This window comes from Ureibacillus sp. FSL K6-0786, from assembly GCF_037965165.1.
GTDB lineage: Bacteria > Bacillota > Bacilli > Bacillales_A > Planococcaceae > Ureibacillus > Ureibacillus thermosphaericus.
The window spans coordinates 1,243,208-1,269,433 of record NZ_CP150191.1; the positions used below are offsets into that span (position 1 = coordinate 1,243,208).

General features: G+C 36.4%; 25 protein-coding genes, 1 other RNA gene and 1 riboswitch. Of the genes, 7 read left to right on the forward strand and 19 right to left on the reverse strand.

The window, feature by feature from the left end; translation table 11 throughout:
• Nucleotides 1-38 precede the first annotated feature (38 nt).
• From NSQ18_RS06060 to NSQ18_RS06075, 4 genes are all read right to left on the reverse strand, one after another.
• A complete protein-coding gene (locus NSQ18_RS06060) occupies nt 39-2,039 on the reverse strand; it encodes a TRAP transporter permease (protein WP_339289428.1) in 2,001 nt (666 codons plus the stop codon).
• On the reverse strand, nt 2,029-2,532 hold the full coding sequence (locus NSQ18_RS06065; RefSeq protein ID WP_016837644.1) for a DUF1850 domain-containing protein: 504 nt from the start codon (nt 2,530-2,532) through the stop codon (nt 2,029-2,031). The genes NSQ18_RS06060 and NSQ18_RS06065 overlap by 11 nt, the downstream gene beginning before the upstream one ends.
• Nucleotides 2,533-2,604: 72 nt before the next feature.
• The gene (locus tag NSQ18_RS06070) at nt 2,605-3,600 is read right to left on the reverse strand and encodes a TAXI family TRAP transporter solute-binding subunit (RefSeq protein WP_339289431.1); all 996 of its coding nucleotides are present in this window, start codon (nt 3,598-3,600) and stop codon (nt 2,605-2,607) included.
• A gap of 297 nt (nt 3,601-3,897) precedes the next feature.
• Nucleotides 3,898-4,470, reverse strand: a complete 573-nt coding sequence (locus NSQ18_RS06075) for a superoxide dismutase family protein (protein WP_016837642.1) — start codon at nt 4,468-4,470, stop codon at nt 3,898-3,900.
• 106 nt (nt 4,471-4,576) lie between these two features.
• On the opposite strand from NSQ18_RS06075, the gene NSQ18_RS06080 reads away from it, so the two are divergent.
• Complete coding sequence (locus NSQ18_RS06080) at nt 4,577-4,762, forward strand: hypothetical protein (RefSeq protein WP_016837641.1); 186 nt, start codon at nt 4,577-4,579, stop codon at nt 4,760-4,762.
• Between the two features lie 285 nt (nt 4,763-5,047).
• Here the strand turns inward: NSQ18_RS06080 and NSQ18_RS06085 are convergent, their stop codons facing one another.
• Nucleotides 5,048-5,482 carry a hypothetical protein gene (locus NSQ18_RS06085; protein WP_339289434.1) on the reverse strand — a complete coding sequence of 145 codons (435 nt, stop codon included), beginning with the start codon at nt 5,480-5,482 and terminating at the stop codon, nt 5,048-5,050.
• 201 nt (nt 5,483-5,683) lie between these two features.
• On the opposite strand from NSQ18_RS06085, the gene NSQ18_RS06090 reads away from it, so the two are divergent.
• Together NSQ18_RS06090 and ssrS are read left to right on the forward strand one after the other, a co-directional pair.
• Nucleotides 5,684-6,334, forward strand: a complete 651-nt coding sequence (locus NSQ18_RS06090; RefSeq protein WP_016837639.1) for a YfbR-like 5'-deoxynucleotidase — start codon at nt 5,684-5,686, stop codon at nt 6,332-6,334.
• 136 nt (nt 6,335-6,470) lie between these two features.
• Nucleotides 6,471-6,661, forward strand: a non-coding RNA gene (gene ssrS, locus NSQ18_RS06095) — 6S RNA.
• Nucleotides 6,662-6,844: 183 nt separating this feature from the next.
• Here ssrS and NSQ18_RS06100 read toward each other — a convergent pair.
• The 12 genes from NSQ18_RS06100 to NSQ18_RS06155 all read right to left on the reverse strand — a co-directional run bounded on the left by NSQ18_RS06100 (nt 6,845) and on the right by NSQ18_RS06155 (nt 18,836).
• Nucleotides 6,845-7,858: a ThiF family adenylyltransferase gene (locus tag NSQ18_RS06100; protein ID WP_026019016.1), complete on the reverse strand. Its 1,014-nt coding sequence runs from the start codon at nt 7,856-7,858 to the stop codon at nt 6,845-6,847.
• On the reverse strand, nt 7,855-8,619 hold the full coding sequence (locus tag NSQ18_RS06105) for a thiazole synthase (protein ID WP_016837637.1): 765 nt from the start codon (nt 8,617-8,619) through the stop codon (nt 7,855-7,857). Before NSQ18_RS06105 ends, NSQ18_RS06100 begins: the two co-directional genes overlap by 4 nt.
• Before the next feature lie 2 nt (nt 8,620-8,621).
• Complete coding sequence (gene thiS, locus NSQ18_RS06110; protein WP_238536181.1) at nt 8,622-8,831, reverse strand: sulfur carrier protein ThiS; 210 nt, start codon at nt 8,829-8,831, stop codon at nt 8,622-8,624.
• Nucleotides 8,828-9,430, reverse strand: a complete 603-nt coding sequence (tenI, locus tag NSQ18_RS06115) for a thiazole tautomerase TenI (protein WP_016837630.1) — start codon at nt 9,428-9,430, stop codon at nt 8,828-8,830. The genes thiS and tenI overlap by 4 nt, the downstream gene beginning before the upstream one ends.
• 15 nt (nt 9,431-9,445) lie before the next feature.
• A complete protein-coding gene (gene tenA / locus NSQ18_RS06120) occupies nt 9,446-10,132 on the reverse strand; it encodes a thiaminase II (protein ID WP_016837629.1) in 687 nt (228 codons plus the stop codon).
• A gap of 102 nt (nt 10,133-10,234) precedes the next feature.
• Nucleotides 10,235-10,340: riboswitch (TPP riboswitch) on the reverse strand.
• Nucleotides 10,341-10,583: 243 nt separating this feature from the next.
• On the reverse strand, nt 10,584-11,546 hold the full coding sequence (locus NSQ18_RS06125; protein ID WP_026019015.1) for a M23 family metallopeptidase: 963 nt from the start codon (nt 11,544-11,546) through the stop codon (nt 10,584-10,586).
• 192 nt (nt 11,547-11,738) lie between these two features.
• On the reverse strand, nt 11,739-11,933 hold the full coding sequence (locus NSQ18_RS06130; RefSeq protein ID WP_339289438.1) for a hypothetical protein: 195 nt from the start codon (nt 11,931-11,933) through the stop codon (nt 11,739-11,741).
• A 9-nt stretch (nt 11,934-11,942) separates the two neighbouring features.
• A complete protein-coding gene (locus NSQ18_RS06135) occupies nt 11,943-13,451 on the reverse strand; it encodes an NCS1 family transporter (RefSeq protein ID WP_339289440.1) in 1,509 nt (502 codons plus the stop codon).
• A 28-nt stretch (nt 13,452-13,479) separates the two neighbouring features.
• Nucleotides 13,480-14,763 carry an NAD-dependent dihydropyrimidine dehydrogenase subunit PreA gene (preA, locus tag NSQ18_RS06140; RefSeq protein ID WP_016837624.1) on the reverse strand — a complete coding sequence of 428 codons (1,284 nt, stop codon included), beginning with the start codon at nt 14,761-14,763 and terminating at the stop codon, nt 13,480-13,482.
• A gap of 13 nt (nt 14,764-14,776) precedes the next feature.
• The gene (locus tag NSQ18_RS06145) at nt 14,777-16,138 is read right to left on the reverse strand and encodes an NAD(P)-dependent oxidoreductase (protein ID WP_016837623.1); all 1,362 of its coding nucleotides are present in this window, start codon (nt 16,136-16,138) and stop codon (nt 14,777-14,779) included.
• A 19-nt stretch (nt 16,139-16,157) separates the two neighbouring features.
• On the reverse strand, nt 16,158-17,570 hold the full coding sequence (gene hydA / locus NSQ18_RS06150; protein WP_096549877.1) for a dihydropyrimidinase: 1,413 nt from the start codon (nt 17,568-17,570) through the stop codon (nt 16,158-16,160).
• An 18-nt stretch (nt 17,571-17,588) separates the two neighbouring features.
• A complete protein-coding gene (locus NSQ18_RS06155) occupies nt 17,589-18,836 on the reverse strand; it encodes a Zn-dependent hydrolase (RefSeq protein ID WP_016837621.1) in 1,248 nt (415 codons plus the stop codon).
• A gap of 184 nt (nt 18,837-19,020) precedes the next feature.
• Between NSQ18_RS06155 and NSQ18_RS06160 the strand changes: the two genes are divergently transcribed.
• From NSQ18_RS06160 to NSQ18_RS06175, 4 genes are all read left to right on the forward strand, one after another.
• Nucleotides 19,021-20,199 (forward strand): PucR family transcriptional regulator, encoded by a 1,179-nt coding sequence (locus NSQ18_RS06160; protein ID WP_016837620.1) that lies wholly within the window; start codon nt 19,021-19,023, stop codon nt 20,197-20,199.
• A 77-nt stretch (nt 20,200-20,276) separates the two neighbouring features.
• Nucleotides 20,277-20,594, forward strand: coding sequence for a thioredoxin family protein (locus NSQ18_RS06165; RefSeq protein WP_016837619.1), 318 nt, complete (start codon nt 20,277-20,279; stop codon nt 20,592-20,594).
• Nucleotides 20,595-21,054: 460 nt separating this feature from the next.
• The gene (locus NSQ18_RS06170) at nt 21,055-22,650 is read left to right on the forward strand and encodes a multicopper oxidase (protein WP_168412696.1); all 1,596 of its coding nucleotides are present in this window, start codon (nt 21,055-21,057) and stop codon (nt 22,648-22,650) included.
• 283 nt (nt 22,651-22,933) lie between these two features.
• Entirely contained in the window at nt 22,934-23,713 is a 780-nt protein-coding gene (locus NSQ18_RS06175; protein ID WP_168412466.1) for a DUF4097 family beta strand repeat-containing protein, read from the forward strand.
• Nucleotides 23,714-23,775: 62 nt separating this feature from the next.
• On the opposite strand, the gene NSQ18_RS06180 is transcribed toward NSQ18_RS06175, so the two are convergent.
• Nucleotides 23,776-25,131, reverse strand: coding sequence for an SEC-C metal-binding domain-containing protein (locus NSQ18_RS06180; protein ID WP_168412467.1), 1,356 nt, complete (start codon nt 25,129-25,131; stop codon nt 23,776-23,778).
• A gap of 142 nt (nt 25,132-25,273) precedes the next feature.
• The gene (locus NSQ18_RS06185; RefSeq protein ID WP_016837615.1) at nt 25,274-26,023 is read right to left on the reverse strand and encodes a hypothetical protein; all 750 of its coding nucleotides are present in this window, start codon (nt 26,021-26,023) and stop codon (nt 25,274-25,276) included.
• Nucleotides 26,024-26,226 lie beyond the last annotated feature (203 nt).

The following is a 26,226-nucleotide window of genomic DNA, read 5'->3' on the forward strand; positions in this document are numbered from 1 at the left end:
AAAAAATATCCGCCTCCAATCGAGACGGATTAAAATCATTAGTTGATTGATGCATCTAATTTAGTGTTATTTCCTTTATTCTTTGTGAATAGTTGAATCGCAAACATGATACCGAATACAACTAATCCAATAATATCTGACATTGATTCTGGATAGATCATGGCAAGACCTGCAAAAATCACAATGATTCGTTCAAGCCAATTAATTTTTCTATACCAGAATCCAATTACACCTGCACCAATTGCAATCATACCTAAAAATGCTGTTATTACAACCCAAACAACTTGTAATAGCGTTACATCAATCATTAATAACGCTGGAGAGAAAACAATCATATACGGAATAATAAACGCTGCAATTGCTAGTTTTGCAGAATTCACACCCGTTCTAATTGGATCTCCACCCGATATACCCGATGCCGCAAATGCTGCGAGTGCAACAGGCGGCGTAATATCCGCAATAATACCAAAGTAGAATACGAAGAAGTGTGCAGATAACATCACAACAAGTGGAACTGCTGCCTGAGGAACATCTGGTGCGAGTAGTGCTACTATCGCTGGTGCCGCAATTGTTGAAGTAATAACATAGTTCGCTGTTGTAGGTGCACCCATACCTAAAATTAATGAAGCAATCATAACAAAGAACAATGTTAATAAAATGCTACCGCCAGCTAGTTTCACTAAGCTGTTTGCTAAGCCTAAGCCAAGACCCGTTTTTACAACGACTCCTACAATAATACCCGCACAAGCAGTTGCTGCAACTACGGCTAATGCCGTTCTCGCTCCATCAACAAGCGCTTCAATAATATCTTTCACACTAAATTTCACTTCTTTGTTGATAAAACCAATAATAATACAAGATAGAATACCGTATAACGCTGCATGAATTACTGGAACACCAGACATCATTAATACGATAATAAGTACTATCGGAAGTAATAAATACAATTTTTTGAATATCTCTTTTCGATTAGGAATTTCTTCTTCCGACAGACCACGAAGCCCTAATTTTTTTGCTTCAAAGTGAGTCATAATCCAAATTCCAGAGAAATATAAAAGCGCAGGAATAATGGCTGCCTTCGCAATATCCCAATACGTAACACCGCGTCCAATAAATTCAACCATTAAGAATGCTGCTGCCCCCATAATCGGCGGCATTAATTGTCCACCCGTTGAGGCAGCTGCCTCTACTGCACCCGCAAATTCTTTTTTATATCCTAGCTTTTTCATCATTGGTATTGTATATGAACCTGATGTCACTACGTTGGCAACGGAACTACCTGAAATTGTTCCTTGTAATGCAGAGGAGAAAATTGCTACCTTTGCAGGTCCTCCAACTAATTTCCCTGCAATGGCAATCGCTAAATCGTTAAAATAAGTTCCAACTCCTGTTTTTACTAAAAAAGATCCAAATAATAGAAAGGCAAATATATAAGTGGCAGATACACTGATAGGAGTACCTAAAATTCCGTCTGTTGAGAAATACATTAAGTTGACGATTTGTTCAAGAGATTGGCCACGATGGGCTAAAAAGTCTGGCATGTAAGGACCAAAAAACGCATATACCAAGAATAGTGAGGCTATAATTGTAATCGGTAAACCAACCGCTCTTCTCGCAGCCTCTAGCACTAATAGAATAACTATCGTACCAACGATAAAATCCATTTGGTCAATTTTTCCTAAGCTTGTTACAAGTCTTTGATAGTTAAGCGTCCAATAAATACCTGTAATAGCCGCAATAATCGCCAACAGATAGTCATAAAAAGGAACTTTTGTTTTGGCTCCCTTTTTGCGTGAAGGGAATAAAAGGAATATAATGGTTAAACCGAATCCTAAGTGAATACTACGTTGTATGTAGGCTGTAAATTGACCAAATATAGCCGTATATAATTGGAATAATGAAAAGGCAAGAAGTAGACCAAACACAATCCATTTCATTATTCCACCTAAGCGCCGAACGTTGGATTCGGTGTCATACTTTTCCAATAACTCTTGCTGCTGTTCTTCTGTTAGAACTTCTAGTTGTTTGTCAGTTGCCATGCGCTATTCGCACTCCTTTCATCTTGTCATAAAGAGAGATTTTTTTCACCTCAACGATATAGGAACCTCCCCGTTGAAGGGCTTTTTTTAAATCATATTCTTTATCCTCGTAATAAAACCATAAATCCCTATTGACATCACCGACATAAAGAACAAAGTTTTCTAAAATAGTATTTGAATAAAGCTTATACTTCCCATCTTCATATATTAATGTTTGCCCTTCTTCTGCATAAGCTGGCATACCAATTGCTACATCTTCATATTCCATTGATATCATTTTGATTTTATTGTCTATTATTTCATATGTTTCTAGTACATCCGTAAGGTGAATGGAATGGGTAAAACGAATTTGAAATAATGTATCACTACCTACATCTATATAATACATTTGCGGTTCATTCGTTTTTGTTTCCGTGAAGGCTATAACAGAAAAAAAAGGAAGGAAGGAAAGTACTGCTAAAATGGCGATTAGAAGAATTGCAAATTTTTTCATGTTATCGCTCCATATATAAAGGGCCTGAAGAAGCATTAGCCTTCAAGCCCTTCACTTTGCAAAAATCAGTGATTATTCGTCAAAGTATTTTTGAGCACCTGGGTGCACTTCAATTCCAATACCATTTAAAGCAGTTTCTTTCTTAATGAATGCACCTTTAGCATGTCCAATTTTATCAGTATTGCCATAGATTGCTTTTGCGATTCCGTACGCTACATCTTCTGGTAAATCTTTCTTCACAGCAAGCATTGCAAGTACAGATACAGTAGGAACATCTTCAGCTAAACCATATGTTCCTGCTGGAATTACATCTTCTGTATAGTATGGATATTTTTCAATTAATGCTTTTGCTTTTTCAGGATCAACTGGAACAATTACTACTTCAGCTTGCGCACCTAACGCTTCCACTGCAGCTGTTGGATATCCAGCAGTAATGAATGCCGCATCAATTTGTCCTGATTGTAAGCCATCTGTTGATTCACCGAAGTCTAAATTTTGTGCTTGGATGTCACTCATTGTTAAACCATGAACTTCTAATAATTGTTCTGCGTTTGCGTAAGTACCAGAACCTGGAGCACCGACAGAAACTTTTTTACCTTTTAAATCTTCAAAAGATTTAATACCTGATTTAGCAGTTGTTACTAGGTGAACTGTTTCAGGATAAAGAGCACCGATTGCCACTAAATCTTCCATTGGCTCGCCTTCAAACATTAATTCACCATTTTTTGCGTAATATGCAATGTCTGTTTGTACGAAAGCGATTTCAGCATCGCCTGCTTTTAAAGCATTTACGTTCGCAGCAGATGCTTGTGAAACTTCAGCAGTTGTTTTGATTCCAGTTTCACTTGTGATTAATTCAGCAAATGTACCACCTAAAGCATAGTAAGTACCTTGTGTACCACCAGTTACCATGCTTAAGAATTTAATATCAGATGTTGTTTCTTTGTTATCCCCTTCAGATGAACCTTCATTTGTGTTAGAAGTGTCTTCTTTGCCACCACATGCAGCTAGCAACATGAGTAACATGATGCTAATTACTGTTAGAAATAGAAACTTTTTGTTTTTCAAATCAATTCCCTCCTCTTTGTAGTGCATAATAGGTGTTTTAACACAGTATAATTGTAACTATTGCAAATTACTTATGTCAAATATTTTTATAGAATAATAGCGCATTAAGTAGATAATAATTTTATTATAATAGAATTTTTTATATCAAAAAATAGGGTTTTACATTACAAAAGTGTTATATTACAAAGCTTTTTTCAAATTTTCTAATATCTGATTTATTATATTTAACAAAATAAATATAATAATAAAAAAATTTAGGATGTCGCTTAAAAATGAGCAAACATCCTGATTTTTTGGTTAATTTGACTCTACTACACCACAAGCAATTCGCGAACCAGAATTTCCGGATGGATCCGTTTTATAATCGTCAGGAGCTTCATGTAAAATAACAGAGCTTCCGTCTTCATCAAATAAGGAATTTTCCTTTCCTTTTTCTAAGGTAATATTTTTTGCAATAAATTCTATATCAACAGAGCCATTTTCATCTGGTGATATGTTCGGTAAATCTCCTGCATGGAAGCCCTTCGGATTGTCAAAACCATGTTCTTTTCCTTTAGGATTGAAATGCGCTCCTGCAGATTCAAAAGTCGGTTTTTCACACTTTCCTACTTCATGAATGTGGAAACCATGCTCTCCTTCCGGTACATTTTCCAATTTTACATGGATTCTCACACCTTCTGATGATTCGGTCAATTCAACAACCCCCATTTCATTACCCTCTGTATCAATCATGGTTGCTGTTGCAGCTAAAGCTTCTCTTGCATTCGTGGGGATTGTTTCGTTATTCTCTTCATTCGCAGCTCCAAAAAAACTGCATCCGCCTAAAAGTAATATGCTAAGTGGTAAACTGTTTAATAAGATGTTTTTCATGCTCATCCCTCCCTCGAAAAAAGTTTCGACAAAGGAGTGGATAAATATTCAAAAAAGATGGGAATGGCGAAAAACTTTCCGATATTAATGGAAAGGAGGGATTTCCGTGGATATCAATTCAATTATGTCTAGTCAGCTAGCCTCACTCCAACATACTCTACAATTAAGCATTCTAGACAAATCCTTAAATTTAGGATCATCCGGTGTCATTGAGATGTTGGAAAAATCAAATCAAGCACAGCATCAAATAAACCATCCGTATAAAGGAAATGTTATTGACGTGTCAATATAATGGAAAAGTTGGCGCCTGATAAGTCATTTAAGGCGCCAATTTTCTATTAACGATGACCCTTTCATCTCAAATAAATTGCGGCGAAGAGGCGTGTTTGATGTGACCACTTTAGGAGCAAATAAATTATTTATCATAAGTATTTAAGCATGACCAAAAAGTTTGCACTTTGGACAGGCCCTTCGTATTTTATTTACAAACTCCTTGGAATCTTTAAAAAAACAAAAAGTAGCATTTCGAACCATTTATCATATGAATAATATTACAACCTTTCTAACAACATAAGATTCACCATAGCATTGGTTTATCAACCATCAACCACAACATAATCAGCAATAATATGATATATTTCCATGTTGCTTTTCGTAATTTCTTGATAAATTCTTCTTTCTTATAACGACTCGTCCCAAAGGTTTTTAATGTGGGCTTGAAAGCACTTGCTAGGAAAACAATGGATATTAACATAATGGCAACCGTTAAAACAATCCACGAATCAGTCCATTTCCATCCGCTAACAATAATAAGGATCGCACCAGAAAGTACAAGAACATGACCGGCATGCTTGACAACGGTAATAGCTAGTCGAAAAGACTGTACAAATCCTATCATTTCTATCTCATCCGCAGCTTCCATTTTCTTTGTTAAAGGAATCAATGTAACTAACGGACCTATTGAAACGACTGCACTTAAAATATGAATGAATAAAAAAATAGTATGCATCATTTCTTTCACATCCAATCTATAATACCTACTTCTACTATAACATGTATTTCAAATACTTAATTTATAAATTCAATGACAAATCATTTTAGCATTTTATTAAACTATTTTACTTTTATGTTAAATGTTTAATTATCGCCTCTCATTGGATAAACTTTGATGTATGATTAACACACAGGATTTTCATAATCATGGTTGTTAGGAGTGTTTACAATCGGTATCCATAAATTTTTTACTAGTTTAAATGATCTAGAACGTATTTTTCGAGCTCCAGGGCGCTTTAAATTTGAAGAACATAATGTTGCTGCCCATTCTTGGAAAGTAGCTCAATACGCATTGTTTTTCGGAACGCTTGAAGAAATGAACGGGGCAAAAGTCAATTGGAAATCCCTTTACGAAAAAACAATCAATCATGACTTTGCAGAAGTTTTTATTGGTGACATTAAAACACCGGTAAAACATGCAAGCGAAGAGTTAAAACAAATGCTTGCTCACGTGGAAGAAAAAATGATGGAAAAATTCATTAAAGAAGAGATTCCATCTGAATTCCAAGAAGTTTTCTTCGAGCGAATGAAAGAGGGAAAAGATGGTACGTTAGAAGGCCGCCTTCTTGAATTTGCGGATAAGCTTGATCAATTTTATGAATCATTCGCTGAACTGAAGCGAGGTAATACGGATAAAGAATTTATTATTATGTATCAACAAGCATTAACAAATCTTCTTCAAATGCCTTTAAAAGTAAGTGTCAATTATTTCCGAAATGAAATTTTAAAGGATGTCATGAAAGAAGATACGCAAATTAATATCGCCGATTTAACAAATGAAATATTGAACAAAATAAAGCCTCAAGAGTAAGGATTCTGCTATAGTGAGGCTTTTATTTTGTATCTAATTCTATCTCTAATATCCGTTACTTTTTTATATTAAATATTTGACTTTTTTATTAAAAGATACTTACTTGCACGAGGCTACATATTCAATTACTATTACATTAAAGCTGCGTTGTACGTTGAATATTAAGTTTTAACCTTTGAACTGAAAAAGGGAGTTTTAGATCGAAGGTGGAATGGCGAGCGTCACACTACGGTGAATGACGATATACAGGAAATCTTCTGCGAACACCCACTTGGTGGAGTCGTGGTTTTAAAACTTTCTATAATATTACGGCAAGGCGGCTTGCACTAAAAACATTACCTTAACAATGTTTGTAAAAGAGCTCTCCGATCAGGAGGGCTTTTTAATTTATTGAAAAAAATAAGCGGAGAACCTTCCCCGCTTCCTTCTATTATTTTGATTCTACTTCTAAATCGCTCATAGTTAACAGGTGTCCGTGTTTTTCCCAATGACAAGCAACTTTCAGCACTTTTATGCTCCCACATATCGATGATAAATTCTTTTAGCCTTTTCTTCTTCTCTCGTTCCATGAATTAATGCCCGGCCATCTTGAAAGAGAACGATTTGAACATCTTCTGCTTGGAACGAAATTAAGTAAGGATTCGCTTTTAAATTTTGAACAAGCGGTTGGAGTCTTTTTGAGATATGATCCAATGAAATTTGTTGTTTTTGGTGCGGTCTGATTTGCACCGTATTTCTGCCACACAGCACTGCTGTTTTCAAACCTGTTTCCAATGTTAAGTAAGGATGTGTGGGATTATTCCCACATGAAGGACAATCCTCTCTTTTTAAAGAAGAAACGTCAATAATTGAATGCTCCCTTTTCCAAACATCAAAGGAAACCAGTTGTTTAGACACCTCTCCACTCACTAAGTATTTCAGGCTTTCCGCTGTTTGATAAGATGCAACGATTTGCACCGCTGGACTAATGACTCCAACGGTATCACAAGTCATACCATCGGATGGAATCACTTGAAGCAAACAATTATAACACGGTGTTTGTTTTGGCACGATCGAAACGCTCATACCATAACTTCTTACAACCGCACCGTGAATCCATGGTATGCCGTGTTTCATGGCAACATCATTGATGAAAAATCTCGTTTCAAAATTATCTGTTCCATCAATGATGAGGTCCACATCTTTTACCATCTCTTCTAATTCAATTGAAAAATCCCCAACAATCCCTTCAATTTGAATGGTTGAATTGATTGTTTGTAGATGTTTTTGTGCAGCAACAGCTTTCGGAATTTTATTTTTTGCATCTTCTTCCGTATAAAGTTGTTGACGACCGAGATTCGTCAAGTCGACGTAATCCCGGTCAATGATAGTGATTTTACCGATGCCAGCTCGAGCTAACATCTCAGCATTCGCGCAACCTAGTGCCCCTGCACCAACAATGAGTACATGGCCTTTCAGTAATTTTTTCTGTCCCTCCTCACCAATCGGAGAAAACAAAATTTGTCGCGAATATCGCTCCATTATGAAAGAATCCCTTCTGTTGGACTGGAGGCAACAGCATAGCGCTTTTTCGGAATTCTTCCTGCTTCATATCCAAGTCTTCCAGCTTCAATAGCGAGTTTCATTGCTTTTGCCATTTTAACTGGATCTTTTGCACCTGACACCGCTGAATTTAATAAAATGCCATCTGCACCTAACTCCATTGCAATCGCACAATCTGCTGGGGAACCAATTCCTGCATCGACAATGACAGGAATATTTGCCTGTTCAATGATTAGTGAAAGATTTAATGGATTGATAATACCCTGTCCAGAACCAATAGGAGAAGCTCCTGGCATGATAGCATGAACACCCAATTCCTCCAGCTTCTTCGCTAACACTACATCATCAGAAGTGTAAGGAAGGACAATAAACCCTTCTTCTAATAACATTTCTGATGCTCTTAATGTTTCAATAGGATCAGGGAGAAGAGTTTTATCATCCCCAATTACTTCGACTTTCACCATGTCACATAACCCTGAAGCTTTTGCGAGTTTCGCAATTCTCACTGCTTCTTCCGCTGTTTTGGCTCCTGCCGTATTCGGTAAAAGCGTGTATTTTGAAAGATCCAACATTTCTAAAAAGTTCGGTTGGGAAGGTTCATAAATATTCATTCTTCTGACCGCAAAAGTTAAAATCTCTGCTCCAGATGCTTCTACCGCTTCCTTTTGAATCTCAAAATTCGGAAATTTCCCTGTACCTAACAACAATCTTGATTGAAAAACTTTATCTGCAATTTTTAACATGTTTATCCCCCTCCAACAAAATGAACAATTTCAATTTTGTCGCCATCATTTACTAGCTGCTTGCTGTACTGTTCTTTCAATACAATTTCGCCATTCTGTTCAACCACGACTATGCGATCTTGTAATTTATAAAACTTCAACAAATCTTCAACACTTTGAATACTACTTTGCACTTCTGTTTTACGGCCATTAATGTAAAGATGCAACTTCATCCCCCTTTTTGAACAATATTTTTTAAATGGATTGCTGCTTCCTTTGGTTGACTCGATGAGAAAATGGTAGACATCACCGCAATGCCATGCACTTTTTTCTCCAGCACTTGTTCAGCATTGTCTGGCGTAATTCCACCAATCGCTACCACGGGAATCCGCACCTGTTCAACGATTTTACCTAGGGCATTCGTTCCTCTACCTGCCAATCCTTTTTTGCTGTCCGTTTTAAATACATGACCGAAAAGACAATAATCTACCCCCGCTTCTTCGGCAATTTTTGCTTCCTCAACGGAATGCACGCTGACCCCGACTCTCATATATGGGTACGCCGTTTTTACTTTTACTGCCGGAAGACCATTTCCAGGAAGATGTACGTTCCGTATACCCGTAAGTAGGGCTATATCAAGCCTGTCATTAATGACAAGCCTTTCTTTCCCCACCCCTGCATAAATAAGTTCTTCTACTAGCGCAACGATTTCTGCGGGCACTTTACTTTTCTCGCGTATATGAATGTAATCAACAACATCGGCAATGGATGTAATAATCTCTTTCAGCTCTTTAATTGATTTTTTTCCATCAGTTATGGCATGCAGTTCCAATCCATTGACTTCCTTTCATGCATTGACTTTTTCATCAGTCGGCCACATTTGCTTGTTGTATGCCATGTCCCAGAACATGTATTCAAATCGTGTTGTATTTAAGAAGATTTCTTCTAGTCGTAGAAGTTCAGATTCCGGCTTTCCTTTTGCTAATTGATTAAGCAAATCGAGATTCCATTGCGCTGATTGGCCAAACTCTTCGGAACTGTACATTTTTACCCAGTCACCATACAATTCGTGTTCTTTAGCTCCCTTGATTTCTGCAAGTTCACACCCAATTTCCCAATAGCTCCATGCACAAGCTAAATGAGCAGCTGCAAGTTCTGCGATGGAACCATTTTGTGCAACAGCTAACATATAGTGTGTATATGCAAGCGTTACTGGAGACGGTTTTGCCTCTTCCAGCTCTTTTTCCCTTATGCCAAAACGACTTGCATATTTTCTGTGCAACGCCATTTCTCCATTCATTGTGTAATAAAGCAGGTTGGCAAACACCGTCATCACTTCCAAATCAGTTGCTTTCACCGCACCTAAAGCAAACAATTTGGAATAATCGATTAAGTATAAATAGTCTTGAATCATATAAAAACGGAATTTGTCAGGGTCCAATGTGCCTGCACCTAACTCTTTCACAAACGGATGTTCATGGTTTTTTCTCCAAGTTGACCAATACTTTTCAAAAAGTCGGTCAGTAAATTTCATCATTTCTCCCTCCCTTTCAATTCACCATTAAAAAAAGCCACTTCAAATTGAAGTGGCTTAAAACTCGAAATGAATGCAAAAAGATATAAAAATAGATAATACGAGTCCCAACAACCACTTCCCTTCGCTAGCATTACCTAGTGCAGGTTCAAAGGGTTGAGGCAATGCCTCTCTCAGCTAAAATGAATTAGCACCCCTAGTGATTTATAATGCTTTATTAAATTACAATCATTGTTACATGAACTCATAAAATTTTCAATAAGTTAAAATGAATATAAATTTTGTTATTTTATTCCAACTATATATAACTTTCTACTTCCCAGTGTCTCATTGAAAAGCATAATCTTTTTTAGCAGACTGGATATTCTTCAAATACTTTTAGCTAAAAATGTTTGCGGCTTCTACCATAAAATAAAGTTGCTCTAGCGATTTTTCGCTAAAGCAACTCTTGTTATTTTTGTCCCTTCTTTGTTTGTTTTTCCCATTGCAAAAGATGTGGATATGGGTCAAATGCCCATTCTGTACGGCCATTAAATTTATACATTCCGTAATGTAAATGTGGAGGGAATTTTCCACTCGTTCCTTCTTTACCATATCCAGAACTTCCTACGGCGCCAAGAATTGTTCCCGGTTCTACAATATCTCCAACTTTCAAATCTTTATTGAAATATGCTAAATGTGCGTAATAATGATACGTATTATGATTATCCCGAATGCCAACTCGCCAACCGCCAAATTGATTCCAGCCCATCACTTCTACAACACCATAAGAAGTTGACAGAACAGGCGTTCCATAGCCTGCAAAAATATCCGTTCCTTCATGTATACGTCTTCCGCCCCATCCCCTGCTAGCACCCCAAGTTCCTTTATAGCTGTAATTATAGCCTCGAACTGGGAGGGGAAAAATATGCTTGTCTAACTCAATAGAATTAAAATGTTTATAAAGTATTTGAATGGTTATAATTTGATTGATAATTTTTTCATCTTTGTAATACTCCCATAAGGCAGTTTTAAAATCTTCTTCTGACGGGCCAAATTCGCTTAAATACGTTGCCATTGTATAAAGAATATCTTGGTCATGATTTCGATCTGCCTTGCCATCTCCGTTTCCATCAAGACCTTTCCCCCCAAAATATCCAATTGAAAAAGGTGAAGTATCTTCCTCATTTGGATTCAATTCTCCAACCCAAAATTCAGGAGAAAACTGAATCGCGATGATACTCTCACGCTTCGGAATATCCTTCCGTACTTCTTGGATATTTCTTTCATATTGATCGACCGCCGCCAAACGATACCATGGGACAAATGGCGTTTCGTAGCTTTTATACAAATTCATTCTTTCCTGATAAACATTTTCCTTCGTTTCTTTTGCATTTACGTAAGTCGGAAATATATAAAAGCATACAATCGCCAAACATAAGGGGAGAAATAATTTTCGAACCAAAACGAATCCTCCTTTCTTCATTAGAATATCCCGAATTTTTTAAACCATGAGTGATTTTCCTATGACAATAAAGTCCATTATTTTACATACCAATTTCCTTTATGTAGGAGAGTTTTATGCAAATAAAAAAGTGCTTAACAACACATGTTAAGCACGAAAGAATCAAGCATGTATCAACTTTGTAACTATTAATTTTCTAGCATTTGGAGTTGTAAGTATTATTTCTTCATCACTATTTGAAAATTTTACAACTGTACCATCTAAGTTTTCGTAAATTTTTTCTATTTTTAATCCCTTTTCTAAATACTTTTCAACAATTTCTTTTTCTTTAAGAAACTCCTTATATTCTTCAGACATCAAATCACCTCATTCTATGTTTTTCGATGGGATGACTTGCCCGGTTGCCTCCACCTCTAGCTCTCCAAAGATCACTTCTACATCCGTCTCTGTACCATCAATCATCCAGTCCCTACCAGCTGTAATTCCTAAATATTTGGAATCATCTGGATCTACTATTTCAGCTTGAGGATATTTTTTAAACCACCAATATTTTGCAAGAATATAATAAATAACCGCACCTGCTACCAATCCTACAATTGAAGAATAGGTCGGTAATAAATTGGCAATAATTCCCCCAATAATCCATGCAAGCATTCCTGCCCAGTTAATTCCGTTAGCATAACGATATTGACCATCTACTTCATATAAATCCTTAACATTCACTCTTCTTTTACGAAGGATATAGTAATCTGCAAACAACACACCGACAATCGATGTTAAAATACCACCAATGATGAGTAATGCCTGAGTAAGAATATCAAACAGATTCCATGGTTGAGCTAATATACCGATGATGCCGGCAATAATTACCCCAACCCAGAAAGGCACTTTTGGTCCACCAATATTTGAAAATATCGTTGCTGCTGGAATAACATTTGCTGACGTATTCGTTGACCATTGGGCGAGAATAATCATTAGTAGCAAGATGACTAAGATGAATCCACTTGCTGCTTCTTGTAACGCCACAATTGGATCGCCAGTACCAACCGATGCATAACAAACTGCACCAATCATAATCATTAATGTGTTAAAAATCGGCATCACAATGATTGAACCTACTAATTGCGTTTTATTACGCTTAAACCAATTTCGCTCATTTTTTGGCGCTTTAAAGAATCTGGATAATGAGGGCATATCTGCTGCGAGCGTTGCCCAGAATCCCATATTGGCCATTACAATAACCATGAAGGCAGTAAAAGCAGCAACACCTGTTGCAGGTGATTCAACCCACGTCCAAATATCTTTTCCTTGCACGCTTGCTTTATCGGCTAAGGAAATATACATCCAAATGGAAATGAGTATGATGATTGGTGCTGCAAAATCCGCAAAGCGTTCAATGGATTTAATTCCTAACGACACATTGATTAATTGGAATGTTGCAAATAGGATAAAGCAAATAAACCATTGATCAAATCCAAATAATATGTTTAAAATCCCGTTTATTGCCGAAGCACCAAAGTATGTGTTAATTCCAAACCAACATGAAGCGGTAATCCCACGAACTGCTGAAGGGATATGAGTACCAATTGTTCCAAAAGGAGCCCGCATATAAACGGGGAAAGAAAGCCCATGTTCAACGCCAATATCCCCAATAATCGTCATTAAAATTCCGATCGCAACAGAACCAATAATCGTTGCGAGAATGACCATTGGAAGCGGCAAATTAACAATCCCTGCCGCTCCAATGGCAAATGCCGCAAGTACAATGGCCATACCTACCCAAATAACAGCGAATCCGAACGGACTAATGTTCCTCTTTGCATGCGTTATCGGAAGCAAATCAGGAGACTTTAAGTAATTACTCTTTTTATGCAAAATTTCCTCTCCCTGTTTTCAGAATGAATTATTCACTAGATACATTGGCCATAGAGTATTTTGCAATTGCCGCTTGACGCTCGTTCCAAGTCATCTTCGGTAATCGGTCTTTCACTTCAACCATTTCAATTGCGCCATCCACCGGACAAACAATCGAACATAAATTACATCCTACACAATCTTCTTCTCGTACTTTTAAAATCGGATTACCATTCTCATCATTCAATCTTTCAATACATTGATGAGAAGTGTCTTCACAAGCGATGTAACACTTGTTACAGTTAATGCACACATCGTTGTTAATTTTTGCAACTACTTTATAGTTAAGATCCAAATCTCCCCAATTGGAATATTTCGGAACTGCTTTTCCGACAATATCCATCACAGAAGAAATTCCTTTTTCATCGAGATAGTTATTAAGACCATCAATCATATCTTCTACGATACTAAATCCATGATGCATCGCCGCTGTACATACTTGAACACCTGTAGCCCCCATCAGCATAAACTCCACTGCATCACGCCAATTGGAAATGCCTCCAATACCAGAAATCGGAACATTGATATAAGGGCTTCTTGCACATTCTGCCACCATATTGAGCGCTATTGGTTTGACAGCTGGACCACAATATCCTCCATGCGTTCCTTTTCCTGCAACATGAGGTATCGTGTTCCATGTATCTAAATCAACACCCATTAAACTATTAATTGTGTTGATCATACTAATTGCATCTGCACCGCCTCTAGTCGCAGCTTCTGCTGTTGCTGTAATATCTGTAATGTTTGGCGTCAGCTTTACAATAACAGGTGTTTTTGCAACTTCTTTAACCCAATAAGTTTGTTTTTCAACAAGCTCTGGAACTTGACCAGAGGCGCTTCCCATTCCTCGCTCTGCCATACCGTGTGGACATCCGAAATTCAACTCTAGCCCGTCTACGCCCACATCTTCAACACGTTTCACAATCTCATGCCATTTCTCTCGTTTTGGTTCCATCATTAAGGATGCAATAACAGCATGATTAGGAAACTTCTTTTTCGTTTCATAGATTTCTTTCAAATTCACTTCGATAGGCCGATCTGTAATGAGCTCAATATTATTAAATCCTGCCACTCTTTGACCGTTATATGATAATGCAGAGAATCGTGAAGAGACATTTAAAATAGGCTCACCAAGGGTTTTCCATACCGCTCCACCCCAACCTGCTTCAAAAGCTCTTTGAACTTGATAGCCAGAGTTTGTCGGTGGTGCTGAAGCAAGCCAAAATGGATTGGGTGATTTAATTCCCGCTAAATTTATGCTTAAATCCGCCATGTTTCAATCCCCCCTAGGCTTTTTCCTTTTGTAATTCAAACGATTCGTGTATAGCTTTTGCTACTTCTTTCCCTTGTTGTGTAGCCGTTACAACCATTGCCTCTCCTTGACCTTTCCCAAAGATAACATCTCCACATGCATAGACATTCTTCTCAGACGTTTCTAAACACTCATTGACTTGAACAACTCCGCCTGAATGTTTCACACCAAAGGCTTCTAATAAATCTATGTGACGCGTTTGCCCAATGGCTTTAATTACTGCATCTACATTTAATACAAAATTAGAACCTTCTACTGGTACCGGCTTTTGTCTACCGTCTTCACCCGGTTCGCCAAGTTCCATTTTGATGCACTCAATGCCTACGACTTTATTGTCTTTTCCAATAATCTTCACAGGCGTTGTTAACCATCTAAATTCAACGCCGTCCATTTTTGCAAAATCATATTCAAACTCATAAGCTGTCATTTCATTTTTAGTTCTTCTATATAAAATTTGAACGTTTTCTGCACCTAAACGAATTGCGCATGTTGCAGCATCAATCGCTGTATTTCCTGCACCAATGACAACAACTTTTTTCCCTCTGAAAGATTCTGTAATAGATCCTAATTTTGTATTTTTTACAAATTGAATTGCATCATAAACGCCTTCTAATTCTTCCCCTTCAATTCCTAAATTCGGAACATCACCCATTCCGATTGCCAACACAACTCGATCATAATTGTTTTTTATTTCATCAACGGAAACATCTACACCAACACGAGTATTCGTTTTTATTTCAACACCTAATTGCTCAACTTGTTGTACTTCCCATTCCACAACATCTTTCGGTAAGCGGAAAGGAACAATTCCGAAATAATTTAACCCCCCTGCTTCCTTTTCCGCTTCGAAAATCGTTACTTCGTAGCCTAAACGAGCTAAATCTCTTGCTGCAGATAATCCTGCCGGACCGCTTCCGATAATGGCTACCGTTTTGCCGTTAGATGGTTTTGCTTCAAATAAAGGTTTTTCTTGTTCTCTTGCCCAATCTGTTGCATATCGTTGCAAGTTGCCTATTTGTATCGGTTTTGAAACAGAACCTAAAACACAAGCGCCTTCACATAACTCCTCAGTTGGACAAACTCTTGCACAGCTGGCTCCAATAGGATTTGCCTCAAGTATCAATTTTGCTGACCCTTTTAAATTACCGGATGCAATTTTCTTAATAAAATTAGGAATTGGAATCGCCGTTGGACAAGCTTTAATACAAGGTGCATCATAACAATACAAACAACGATTCGCTTCTTCGATAGCTTCGCTTGGTGTCATTCCTTTATAAATTTCTTCAAAATTTTCAGTCAAATTAGATGAAATGCGACCCCCCAAAAGGCTTGTCATACATCCCCCTCCTAAACTATCAATTGATGATTTGAGTTTCTTTTTTTGGTTCCTTAGCTAAGCTGCGATGAATATATTTACCGCCTCCGATTTTACCTACGAATTCTTTGTCTTTAATAATGAACTCTCCGCGCAACAATACACTTACCGGTTCACCTGTCACTTCCATTCCTTCGAACGGATTATAATCGACATTCATGTGATGTGTTTCAGCGGAAATAGTCCGTTTTACAGTCGGGTCAAAGATGACAATATCTGCATCGCTGCCAACCGCAATTGTTCCTTTTTGCGGATATAAATTAAAGATTTTTGCCGCGCTCGTTGCAATCATGTCAACAAAGTCTGTAATGGAAATGCGCCCTTTTGCAACACCTTCTGAGAATAATACACTGAAGCGGTCTTCAATAAATGGTCCGCCATTTGGAATTTTAGAGAAATCATTTAACCCTAAACGCTTCTTACCGTTGTAGTTAAATGAGCACATGTCCGAACCAATCGTTTGTAATTGTTTTGCCTTTAATGCGTTCCACAATGGCTCCTGATGAGATTTCGGTCTTAAAGGAGGCGACCAGACATATTTTGCTCCTTCGAATCCTGGTTTCTCTAGGGCTGTTTGGTCTAGCACCAAATATGGTGGACAAGTCTCTCCGTAAACTTCGTATCCTTTTTCTCGGGCTCTAATAATTTCTTCAACTGCTTCTTTACATGTCACGTGAACAACATAAAGCTTTGCTCCCGCAATATGAGCGAGTTCAATTGCTCGCTTCGTCGCTTCTCCTTCCACTTCTGGCGGTCTCGTCAAAGCGTGATAAATTGGTGCTGTATGGCCTTTTCTTCGTGCTTCTTCCACCAGTTCATCGATTACGGAACCGTTTTCACAGTGAACCATCACAACAGCACCAGTTTCTTTTCCTATCTTGAAAGCTTTAAACAATGTTCGATCAGATGCTTGGAATTCTTTCGCATAAGCCATAAATACCTTAATGGATGAAATTCCTTCTTTTTCTAATAAAATAGGCAATTCTTTTTCCGTTTCTTCATTTAAGTCATGAATCATTAAGTGGAACCCATAATCAACAACTGCTTTTCCTTCCGCCTTTTTGTGCCATTTCTCCACAGCATTTGCTAGCTTCGATTCCCCCGCAGTTAATGCAAAGTCGATTATTGTTGTTGTTCCACCAAAGGCTGCAGCAATTGTCCCTGTTTCCCAATCATCATCAGTCACAGTATTATTGAAAGGCATATCTAGATGCGTATGCGGATCGATTCCCCCTGGAAACACGTACTTTCCACTTGCGTCGATGATTTCAGCATCCGGATCAACAATGTTTCCACCGATTTGAACAATTTTCTCTCCTTCAATTAAAATGTCACCTTGGAAAAAATCTGAGGCAGTTGCAATCCAGCCGCCTTTAATGATTTTTTTTGACATATAAGCACCTTTCCTCCTTTAATTAGTTTGCTTTTCTTGCACTTTTAGTGAAAATTTTGTTTGAAGATTCAGCACTGTTTCCAGCAATACATCTGCACCTTTTGCACAATCTTCGTAAGGGGTTTCTTCTTCTTCGCAATGACTTTTTCCATTGATGCTTGGCACAAATATCATCGCTGTAGGAATGTAGCTTGCAATAAATTGTGCATCGTGGCCTGCACCGCTATATAGCCTTTTTGATGAATAACCAAAGCTTTTACAAGCCTCTTCGATTTGATTGCAAATTGTTTCGTCAAAAACGACTGTATCACGATTCCAAAGCCTTTCAATTTCCACTTTGCATCCTGCTTCTTCTTCTGGTAAGGAATGGATTACTTCTTCTACTTGTTTAATTTTTGCTGGATCTTTATGACGTGACTCTAACGTGAAGACAACTTTGTTAGGAATGACTGTGTGAATATTTGGAGAGACATTCATTCGACCGATTGTATAAACTAATTCTTCATCGATTTGACCTAGTTTTTCTATGAGGAGTGATATATATTTGTTAGCTAAAAATAAAGGATCTTTACGCATTTTCATCGGTGTTGTGCCGGCATGGTTTGATTCACCTGTAATGCGAATTTCATAGCAAACCATTCCCACTACACCTTCAACAATACCTATTTCAACATTTTCCGCTTCTAGTACAGGACCTTGTTCAATGTGCAATTCAATAAAAGCACTGGCTTCTTTTAGCCGATTTTCTTCGCTTCCTTGATAATTGCTTTCTTTCAATGCTTGTTCAAACGTGATGCCACTTACGTCTGTTGATTTTAACACTCGTTCTTTATCGAATTTTCCAGAAAGTACCCCGGAACTCATCATTGACGGTTCAAAACGAGCACCTTCTTCATTGGTAAAATTCACAATCGTTAACGGAATCTCTAATTCTAGTCCATTTTCTTTGATTGTTCTTACCGCCTCTAGCGCAGTTAATACGCCAAGCACTCCATCAAACCGACCGCCTCGCACGACGGAATCAAGATGCGACCCCATCACGATTGGTGGTAAATTCCTTTTTCCCGGCAAAGTCGCATAAATATTGGCCATATCATCTGTTTTTATTTCCATCCCTAGTTGTTCACAACATTGAACGAAATAGTCCCTTGCTTGAAGATCTTCTTTTGATAAGGCGAGCCTTGTAACACCGCCGTTACTTGTAGCACCGAATTGACTAAACTGAATGATGGATTCTTTCAGCCTCGCCTCATTGCACTTATACATTAACTCCCCCCCTTTATACCAACTAAACTGTGACTTATTACGATAATTTTATTAGAAACTTAATCCTCAATTAATGGTCATTCTGACGAAAATTATTGTGCAGTTGCACAGTTCTATTTGATAATTTTTTTTCATATAAGCCAATAGGGGATTTACGCGTATCAATTTATTTTGGGGGGATTCTATGGTAAAAATTTCGGAGCTATTATCTGATCCAAATTTCCAACATCTGCAGTTAATTGGTGGACAGGCTGGAATCCATAAAAGTTTTTCTGGAATTAATGTAATCGAATCGGCTGACTTAGTTCCATTTTGTCGACCAAATGAATTAATTGTAACGACTGGTATTCAAATGAATAATGATGAAAGGCAACTGGAAAGATTAATTAAGTCCTCACATGCTAAAAAAATAGCAGGTTTTATTATCAATATCGGACCCTACATTCCTCGTGTCCCCAATGCAATCATTCAATTTGCGAATGAAAAGCAATTACCTCTTTTCCAATTTGAATGGAAATATCGAATAGCGGATTTATTAAAAATGACTTTTGAGTTTATTTCGAAAAAACAAAATATGCACTATCAACAAAACAATGAAAAAAGAATTTTGCAGCAATTACTGTTTGATATCGATTCCCCTCTCGAAGAATTAAAAGAATTATTGAAGCAACGTGGTATTTCAAAAGAAGAATCTTTTTGCGTGATTACTTGTTTATTGGATCAACCAAATAATAAATATTTTCAATACCGAAAATTGATTGATTATGAGTTTCAACAATATTTCAAACACTTCTTTTGTTTGGAACATAATAATCAATTGATATATGTCATCTTTTCCTATGATGAACACGCTAAGAAAATTCCAATAGAATCCATCTTTCAAAACATTTATAAAAAGGAATACGAAGAACTGGGGACAAGACAATTAACCATTGGTATGGGAAATAAATATCACTCAATCCAACAAGTGAAAAAAAGTTATAACGAATCGCTCACTGTGATCCATTTAACCCAATTGCAACAAAAATCTTCTTTTTTTAAATATAAAGATATCGGTGCATATCGTATTCTTTTGGCATTATACGACGATCCTGTCATCAAATCCTTTCATCAAGAAATGCTAGGCCCCCTATATGTATACGACCAAATGAATGGATCGGACTATGTGCAATTTTTGAAAATTTTTTTAGAAGAAAACGGAAGTGTAAATCGGATTAGCAAAAAACTTTTCCTTCATCGAAATACCGTCAATTATAAAATTCGAAAACTCGAATCTTTGTTAGATGTTGATTTAAACGATAATTTTACAAAAACCAATTTAAGCATCGCTCTGATGATAGAAGATGTATTAAATAAAACATAGTGGTTTAGTTTGTTTTGGTTTAAATAATATGGTATGATACCTTTTAACTTACAATACATTCACTTGGAGGAGAAACAATGCAATCACTACAATCCATTGAACAGTTTCATGAACTAAAAAACGACGAACGTGTAATCTTTGTGTTTTCAGCAGATTGGTGCAAAGACTGCATATTCATTAAACCATTCCTTCCGGCAATCGAAGAAAAATATGCTCAATATACGTTTGTATTAGTAGATCGTGACGACTTTCTAGATTTGTGCGGCGAACTTGATGTTTTTGGAATTCCAAGTTTTATCGCTTACAACAATGGAAAAGAGATTGGACGTTTCGTTAGCCGCGACCGCAAAACACAAGAAGAAATTGAAAACTTTATTGATAGCTTAAACATTTAACATAATATTAAATAGATTGGATAATCTTCTCATTGTGCCCTTTAAGGTAATATAAAAACTTTTTTAACATAAAGGACCCCGCATTAGATAGGGGTCTTTTATTCTATTTTCCAACTTGTGAACTAAGGAATAAATTAAACATATGCTTCTATTCGAGTTAATTACTGTTGCGAATAAGGTACCGAAAGAATCAGATGCGACTCCAATAGCCTAATATTCACTAACGAATATGCAAAACTCTCATAAATTTTTCCACCAACAATCTTCCAATTAGGCAAACCCACTAATTTACATTTCGCCATGTGTTTTTACAGCATAGTTAGACATCATTACCATCAATCAGCTTCAAATTTGACTTTAATGGTCTGTCATCATACGTTCTATCTGTCCCACTATTAGAAACATAAGATGATGCTGATGAATAGGATAGATATGAAAGTATGACAAAGGAAGTGAAAAATTGCCTAAAACGAAAGTAAACCCGAAAGATCCTGCTTCAATACCAAAGTTTGTAACGCCTTTACAAAAACCCCCTGTAGTGAAACCGAAACCCAACCCTAACTATCCAACCAATTCATATTTTGAAATTACGATGAAAGAAGCGTTTCATCGATTTCACCGAGACTTTCCATTAACAAAAGTGTGGGGATATGATGGAATTTATCCGGGGCCAACAATTGAGGCAAGAAAAGACAAAAAAATTTATGTGAAATATTTAAACAAACTTCCAAAAAAGCATTTCTTACCTATCGATCGCACATTGCACGGTGTAGGTGACTCACCAGAAGTTCGTTCAGTTGTTCATGTACACGGTGCTAATGTATTTTGGGAAAGCGATGGTCATCCAGAAGCTTGGTATACACAAAACTATGAATATACGGGACCAAAATTTAAACGAAAGGTTCATGAATACACAAATCATCAGCCAGCAGCGACCCTTTGGTATCATGATCACACAATGGCGATGACAAGATTAAATGTTTATGCAGGTCTGACAGGTTTTTATATCATCCGAGATGCATTAGAAGATCGATTAAATTTGCCAAAAGGAGATTATGAATATCCTCTTCTCCTCCAAGATAAGTCATTTAACGAAGATGGATCATTATTTTATCCAGATCGTCCACCGGAAGATGCACCATTCCCAATTCCAGCACCATTTATTCCTACCATTGTTCCATTTTTCAACGGAGATGTGATGGTTGTTAACGGAAAAGCTTGGCCGTATTTAGAGGTAGAACCAAGAAAATATCGATTCCGCATTTTAAATGGTGCGAACAGCTCTACTTACAATATCCAACTTGAAAATGGGGAACCATTTTATCTCATTGGTACGGATGGCGGTTTTTTAACTGCACCTGTTAAAGTTACTTCTATACAGCTTATGCCAGCGGAACGAGTAGATGTAATCGTCGACTTCTCCTCGTTCAAAGGGCAAAAAATCAAATTAATTAATACGTTATTTGATGAAGATGAGCCCAAAAGGGACATTATGGAGTTTCGTGTAACTCGCCCGTTAAAAGGAAAAGATACAAGTGAGATTCCAACTAAACTTGCTGAATCAATGGATTTACATGAACACCACGCTCATGTCATTCGTAAGCTACCTTTATCTGTCGGAGAAGATCAATACGGTAGAATTATGATGATGCTAGATAATAAAATGTATCACGATCCATGCTCAGAAAAACCTTCTTTAGATAGTGTTGAAATTTGGGAATTTATCAATGCCACACCAATTGCCCATCCTATGCATATTCATTTAGTACAATTCAAAATTCTTGATCGAAGACCGTTTGATCTTGAATTATACCAAAATTCCAACGGGGAAATTCTTGAGTTTATAGGTGATCCAGAACCGCCTCTCGACTACGAAAGAGGATGGAAAGATACGGTGAGCGCTCCTAGCGGAATGGTCACAAGAGTCATCATGCATTGGAAAGAACATACGGGGAACTATATTTGGCATTGTCACTTGCTCGAACATGAAGATCACGATATGATGCGCCCTATCAGAGTCATTGATGACGCCCATCCTGTCGTACAACATGATTAAAGATAATTATTTTACAAATATCGCCAATTTCCTATCACTTGAAATAGTTCAATAAATTTCACTATTATCCCGCCTTTTAACAGGCGTTTTTTTTTTTTGCAATATGTATATATCCATTTTTTATCCATTCGACTTTTTACATTTTTCCCCTTTAATACTTACTCAATGCTTCTATTTCTTCTACACCTCGAGACCTATAAAGAAATAAACCCCCGGTTTGTTGTTGGCCATCCCCTTTTTATCTAATATGTTGATATAAACAAAAATATTTAGGAGGTTTTCTGTGAAGAAAATACTTTTAGCCATCGTCGTTATGTTATTGCTTTTTAGTTTAATTAGTATTGGTCACTTTTCATTCTTTTCAAAAGATTATAGAGCGGAAGTTACAAATGAAATTGATACAATCGAGTTAGATCTTGCAGGAGCAAATGCAACAATACTTACTAAAAATCAAGATTATGTTGAAGCGAAATTAAAAGGTAAAGGCAAAGTATCCCTTTCTAAAAAAGACGATACGATTGAAATAGAATATGATCGCAGATGGTATGAATTTTTCAATTTCGGGGATCGAACAGAGCTTATTATTACAATCCCTGAAAACTATAATCGTGATTTAGAATTTGATGTTCGTTCTGGAAACATTAACTTTGAATTATCAAAAGACATGGAACTCCATGAATTCAAAATGGATGTAAGATCAGGAAACATTCGCATCGATTCGTTACAAGCAAATAAAGCTGAATTGGATGTTAATTCTGGAAATGTGAATATTAAACATGTGACAGGCCAATTGGAGATTGATGTTTCATCCGGAAATATTTCCATTCAAGTAGATGATTTAATAGGTGATATAGATGCAGAAGTAAGTTCTGGCCATATTGCACTCGATTTACCAGATGATAGTGACTTTACATTATCTGGCGAAATTTCAAGCGGAAACATTCATAATCGTTTTCCTTTAAATAATGAAGTGAGAGAAAAAAATCGTTTACGAGGCACTCATGGAACTGGACAATACAATATCGATTTAGAAGTATCTAGCGGTAGCATTGAAATTAAATAAAATAAAAACCAAGGTGAAATAAATCTCTAAGAGATCTTGGCTGATCACCTTGGTTTTTTTAATTACCTACCACAACATTTTTTATATTTTTTCCCGCTTCCGCAATGGCATGGATCGTTGCGGCCAATTTTAGCACCAACTACTACTTTCGTTTGTTTTGGTTTTGAAAGATCTGTTAATTCCTTTGGAGTATACCCACGATTGTCCCAAAGTCTTGTAGTATTTGCAATGGAAAAAATCACCCTTGTTATTTCGTTAACCTGATTGACATTTTCAAACACAAATTGATTTAAAAATTCCCTCATGATGATATTAAATTTATAATTCATCACCTTGATTTTCCATACAAAATCATCCACTAACTCTTGAATCAATCTACTTTCTAGCCCTTCAACTCTTTCTAGTATTTTAATAAGTTCTCGATGATACTTCGTTTCTTCATAATAGAACTCATCTTTATAACGCAGTAATTCTTCTTTTTCAGGAATGTAAAATGGCTTCCCAACCACAAGTTGTTCCAATTTTTCCGTAATATTGTTCTCTTCAAGAGTTTTATGAATAAAACGATCTAATTTTACAACGACATTAGCTTCTTCAAGTAGTTTTTTATATTTTGAATCCGTTGTAATTGCTTGTAATTCTTTACTCGTAATTTTTGGCTTGTTTTGCAAATTGTAAATGTGTATTACTTTATAATTTGGAACAATTCCATATAAGTTCGTACAACTTACAATATAGTCATATATTAATTCTTTATTCGCTACTTTTTCTGGATCGATAACTTCAGAACCCCTATATTTGTCAGATATAATTAAATAATTTTCATGATGAATATGTTCCCATTCTGTCTTTTTGAATTTTACATGTTTTAAAAGAGAATTAATATGGTCTATATTTAACGGTTTATATCCGACCGATTCAGCCCATTCTCGAGTTGAAGTATATTGTGGATGAGTTGGGTCATGAATAATTTCTAAAAAATTCATATATCCAACTGGTCCCCCAACATCTTCTGGCGGTGCCATACCTCCGCCGTCTAGCAAAGTCGGATAGCCAAAATAATAATCATCTACGGTATCTTCTAACGTTATGGTGATTTCCCAATTATCCCCGAAATCATATTGATAAAGAATTTTACCGTTCTTCTCAATATATTGATCAATTTTAATGCGGCTAGGTTGCTTTACCTTTTTTCCGTTCAATTCTTTCTGTTCAATTAATTCTTCATTATTTGTGATCATAACATCTTCCAAAGGGAAGCAAAAATGATGATAGGGTTCCATATAGCTTTTAAAATTTGTTACGTACTGTATCGTTTCGTGCAGTCGATTAAAGGTTGCTCCAACCGGTATAATCACCTTTCGCCAAACTTCTGGTTTAATTCCTTCGAATGTCAATTTTAAAATATAAGCTCTCATTGTTTCACCTTACTTTCTAAATAAATTAGTGCTGACTCGCTTAAACCCTTTATAATTATATATAAATAACTTCACAAAAATAGAAGTTATCATTTTTTATATGAAACTAAAAGTAAAATATGAATAAAAAAAGTAGCCAATACTAGCTACTATAATTTAACCAGCGCTTTTCTACAATTATGAAAGCTTCTTCCAAATAATTTTTTAATTCATGGAATCGATCGATCTCTGGTGACTCATGGAAATCTTGCTTTATAATGCTTAAAAACTTTAACAACTTATGCTCTTCTGTTTTTGAATTATTATAGTTATGAATTAAATCTTCTAATAAATGCAGTGGAATTTTATTTAAAAAGTGATGACTCCAAAGCCATTTATACGAAAGAATTTTTAACGATTCATCATTGCCTAAAATGGAAGTCAAAACGAAAGCAATTCCATAAATTTTTTGGCATTTTAATATGTTATTTAATAATTGCTCGTCTTTGAATTCGCTTTTTTCAATCGAATTATAAGCATGATCTAAATAATGATAGAACACCTCATAAGTCGCTAGATTTTTTGCCTCTCCTCGACCTTCAAAATACGCTGCCGAATTAAAGTAACGATAAAGCGCATTCATTAACTTCGCATTTCCATAACTAATCTTTTCCTGTATTTTACCTACGACTTCATCTGAACTAATTTCAATCATCGGTACCCCTGTTTCTTTGCGATGATCAGTTTTTAACTCGATAAATAATAACACTTCATTTAAATATGGCAGGACGAAATGTTGAGCAATTTCTTTATATTCTCTTGATTTTTCTCTACGTTTTGTTTGTATATATATAAAAGCTTGTGAAAGGATGAACAAAATAAGTATGGAAAATCCCATTTCCACCATAGGCAACTCAAGCCCTCCCCCCTTTTATATGTTGTTATAAAAATTTCCTTTTTCGTAATAAAATGGACACAACTTTATAGTATATATATTCATTTAGAAAAAAATTATTCTATGTTTGGGATATTTACTCTAGAATTGAGAATCACATTAATAAGATGTTACTAGTTTATTGTTGTGGTAATCATGCAAATTTAAACGAGGATAAAACG

Excerpts from the sequence above, each read along its gene's own strand:
- NSQ18_RS06130 (WP_339289438.1), bottom strand. The coding sequence starts at position 11,933 with ATGTCTGAAGAATATAAGGAGTTTCTTAAAGAAAAAGAAATTGTTGAA.
- NSQ18_RS06145 (WP_016837623.1), bottom strand. The coding sequence starts at position 16,138 with ATGACAAGCCTTTTGGGGGGTCGCATTTCATCTAATTTGACTGAAAAT.
- NSQ18_RS06085 (WP_339289434.1), bottom strand. The coding sequence starts at position 5,482 with ATGATGCATACTATTTTTTTATTCATTCATATTTTAAGTGCAGTCGTT.
- NSQ18_RS06065 (WP_016837644.1), bottom strand. The coding sequence starts at position 2,532 with ATGAAAAAATTTGCAATTCTTCTAATCGCCATTTTAGCAGTACTTTCC.
- NSQ18_RS06075 (WP_016837642.1), bottom strand. The coding sequence starts at position 4,470 with ATGAAAAACATCTTATTAAACAGTTTACCACTTAGCATATTACTTTTA.
- NSQ18_RS06165 (WP_016837619.1), top strand. The coding sequence starts at position 20,277 with ATGCAATCACTACAATCCATTGAACAGTTTCATGAACTAAAAAACGAC.
- NSQ18_RS06155 (WP_016837621.1), bottom strand. The coding sequence starts at position 18,836 with ATGTATAAGTGCAATGAGGCGAGGCTGAAAGAATCCATCATTCAGTTT.
- thiS (WP_238536181.1), bottom strand. The coding sequence starts at position 8,831 with ATGAAGTTGCATCTTTACATTAATGGCCGTAAAACAGAAGTGCAAAGT.
- NSQ18_RS06180 (WP_168412467.1), bottom strand. The coding sequence starts at position 25,131 with ATGAGAGCTTATATTTTAAAATTGACATTCGAAGGAATTAAACCAGAA.
- NSQ18_RS06105 (WP_016837637.1), bottom strand. The coding sequence starts at position 8,619 with ATGTTAAAAATTGCAGATAAAGTTTTTCAATCAAGATTGTTGTTAGGT.
- preA (WP_016837624.1), bottom strand. The coding sequence starts at position 14,763 with ATGGCGGATTTAAGCATAAATTTAGCGGGAATTAAATCACCCAATCCA.
- NSQ18_RS06160 (WP_016837620.1), top strand. The coding sequence starts at position 19,021 with ATGGTAAAAATTTCGGAGCTATTATCTGATCCAAATTTCCAACATCTG.
- hydA (WP_096549877.1), bottom strand. The coding sequence starts at position 17,570 with ATGTCAAAAAAAATCATTAAAGGCGGCTGGATTGCAACTGCCTCAGAT.
- tenA (WP_016837629.1), bottom strand. The coding sequence starts at position 10,132 with ATGAAATTTACTGACCGACTTTTTGAAAAGTATTGGTCAACTTGGAGA.
- NSQ18_RS06060 (WP_339289428.1), bottom strand. The coding sequence starts at position 2,039 with ATGGCAACTGACAAACAACTAGAAGTTCTAACAGAAGAACAGCAGCAA.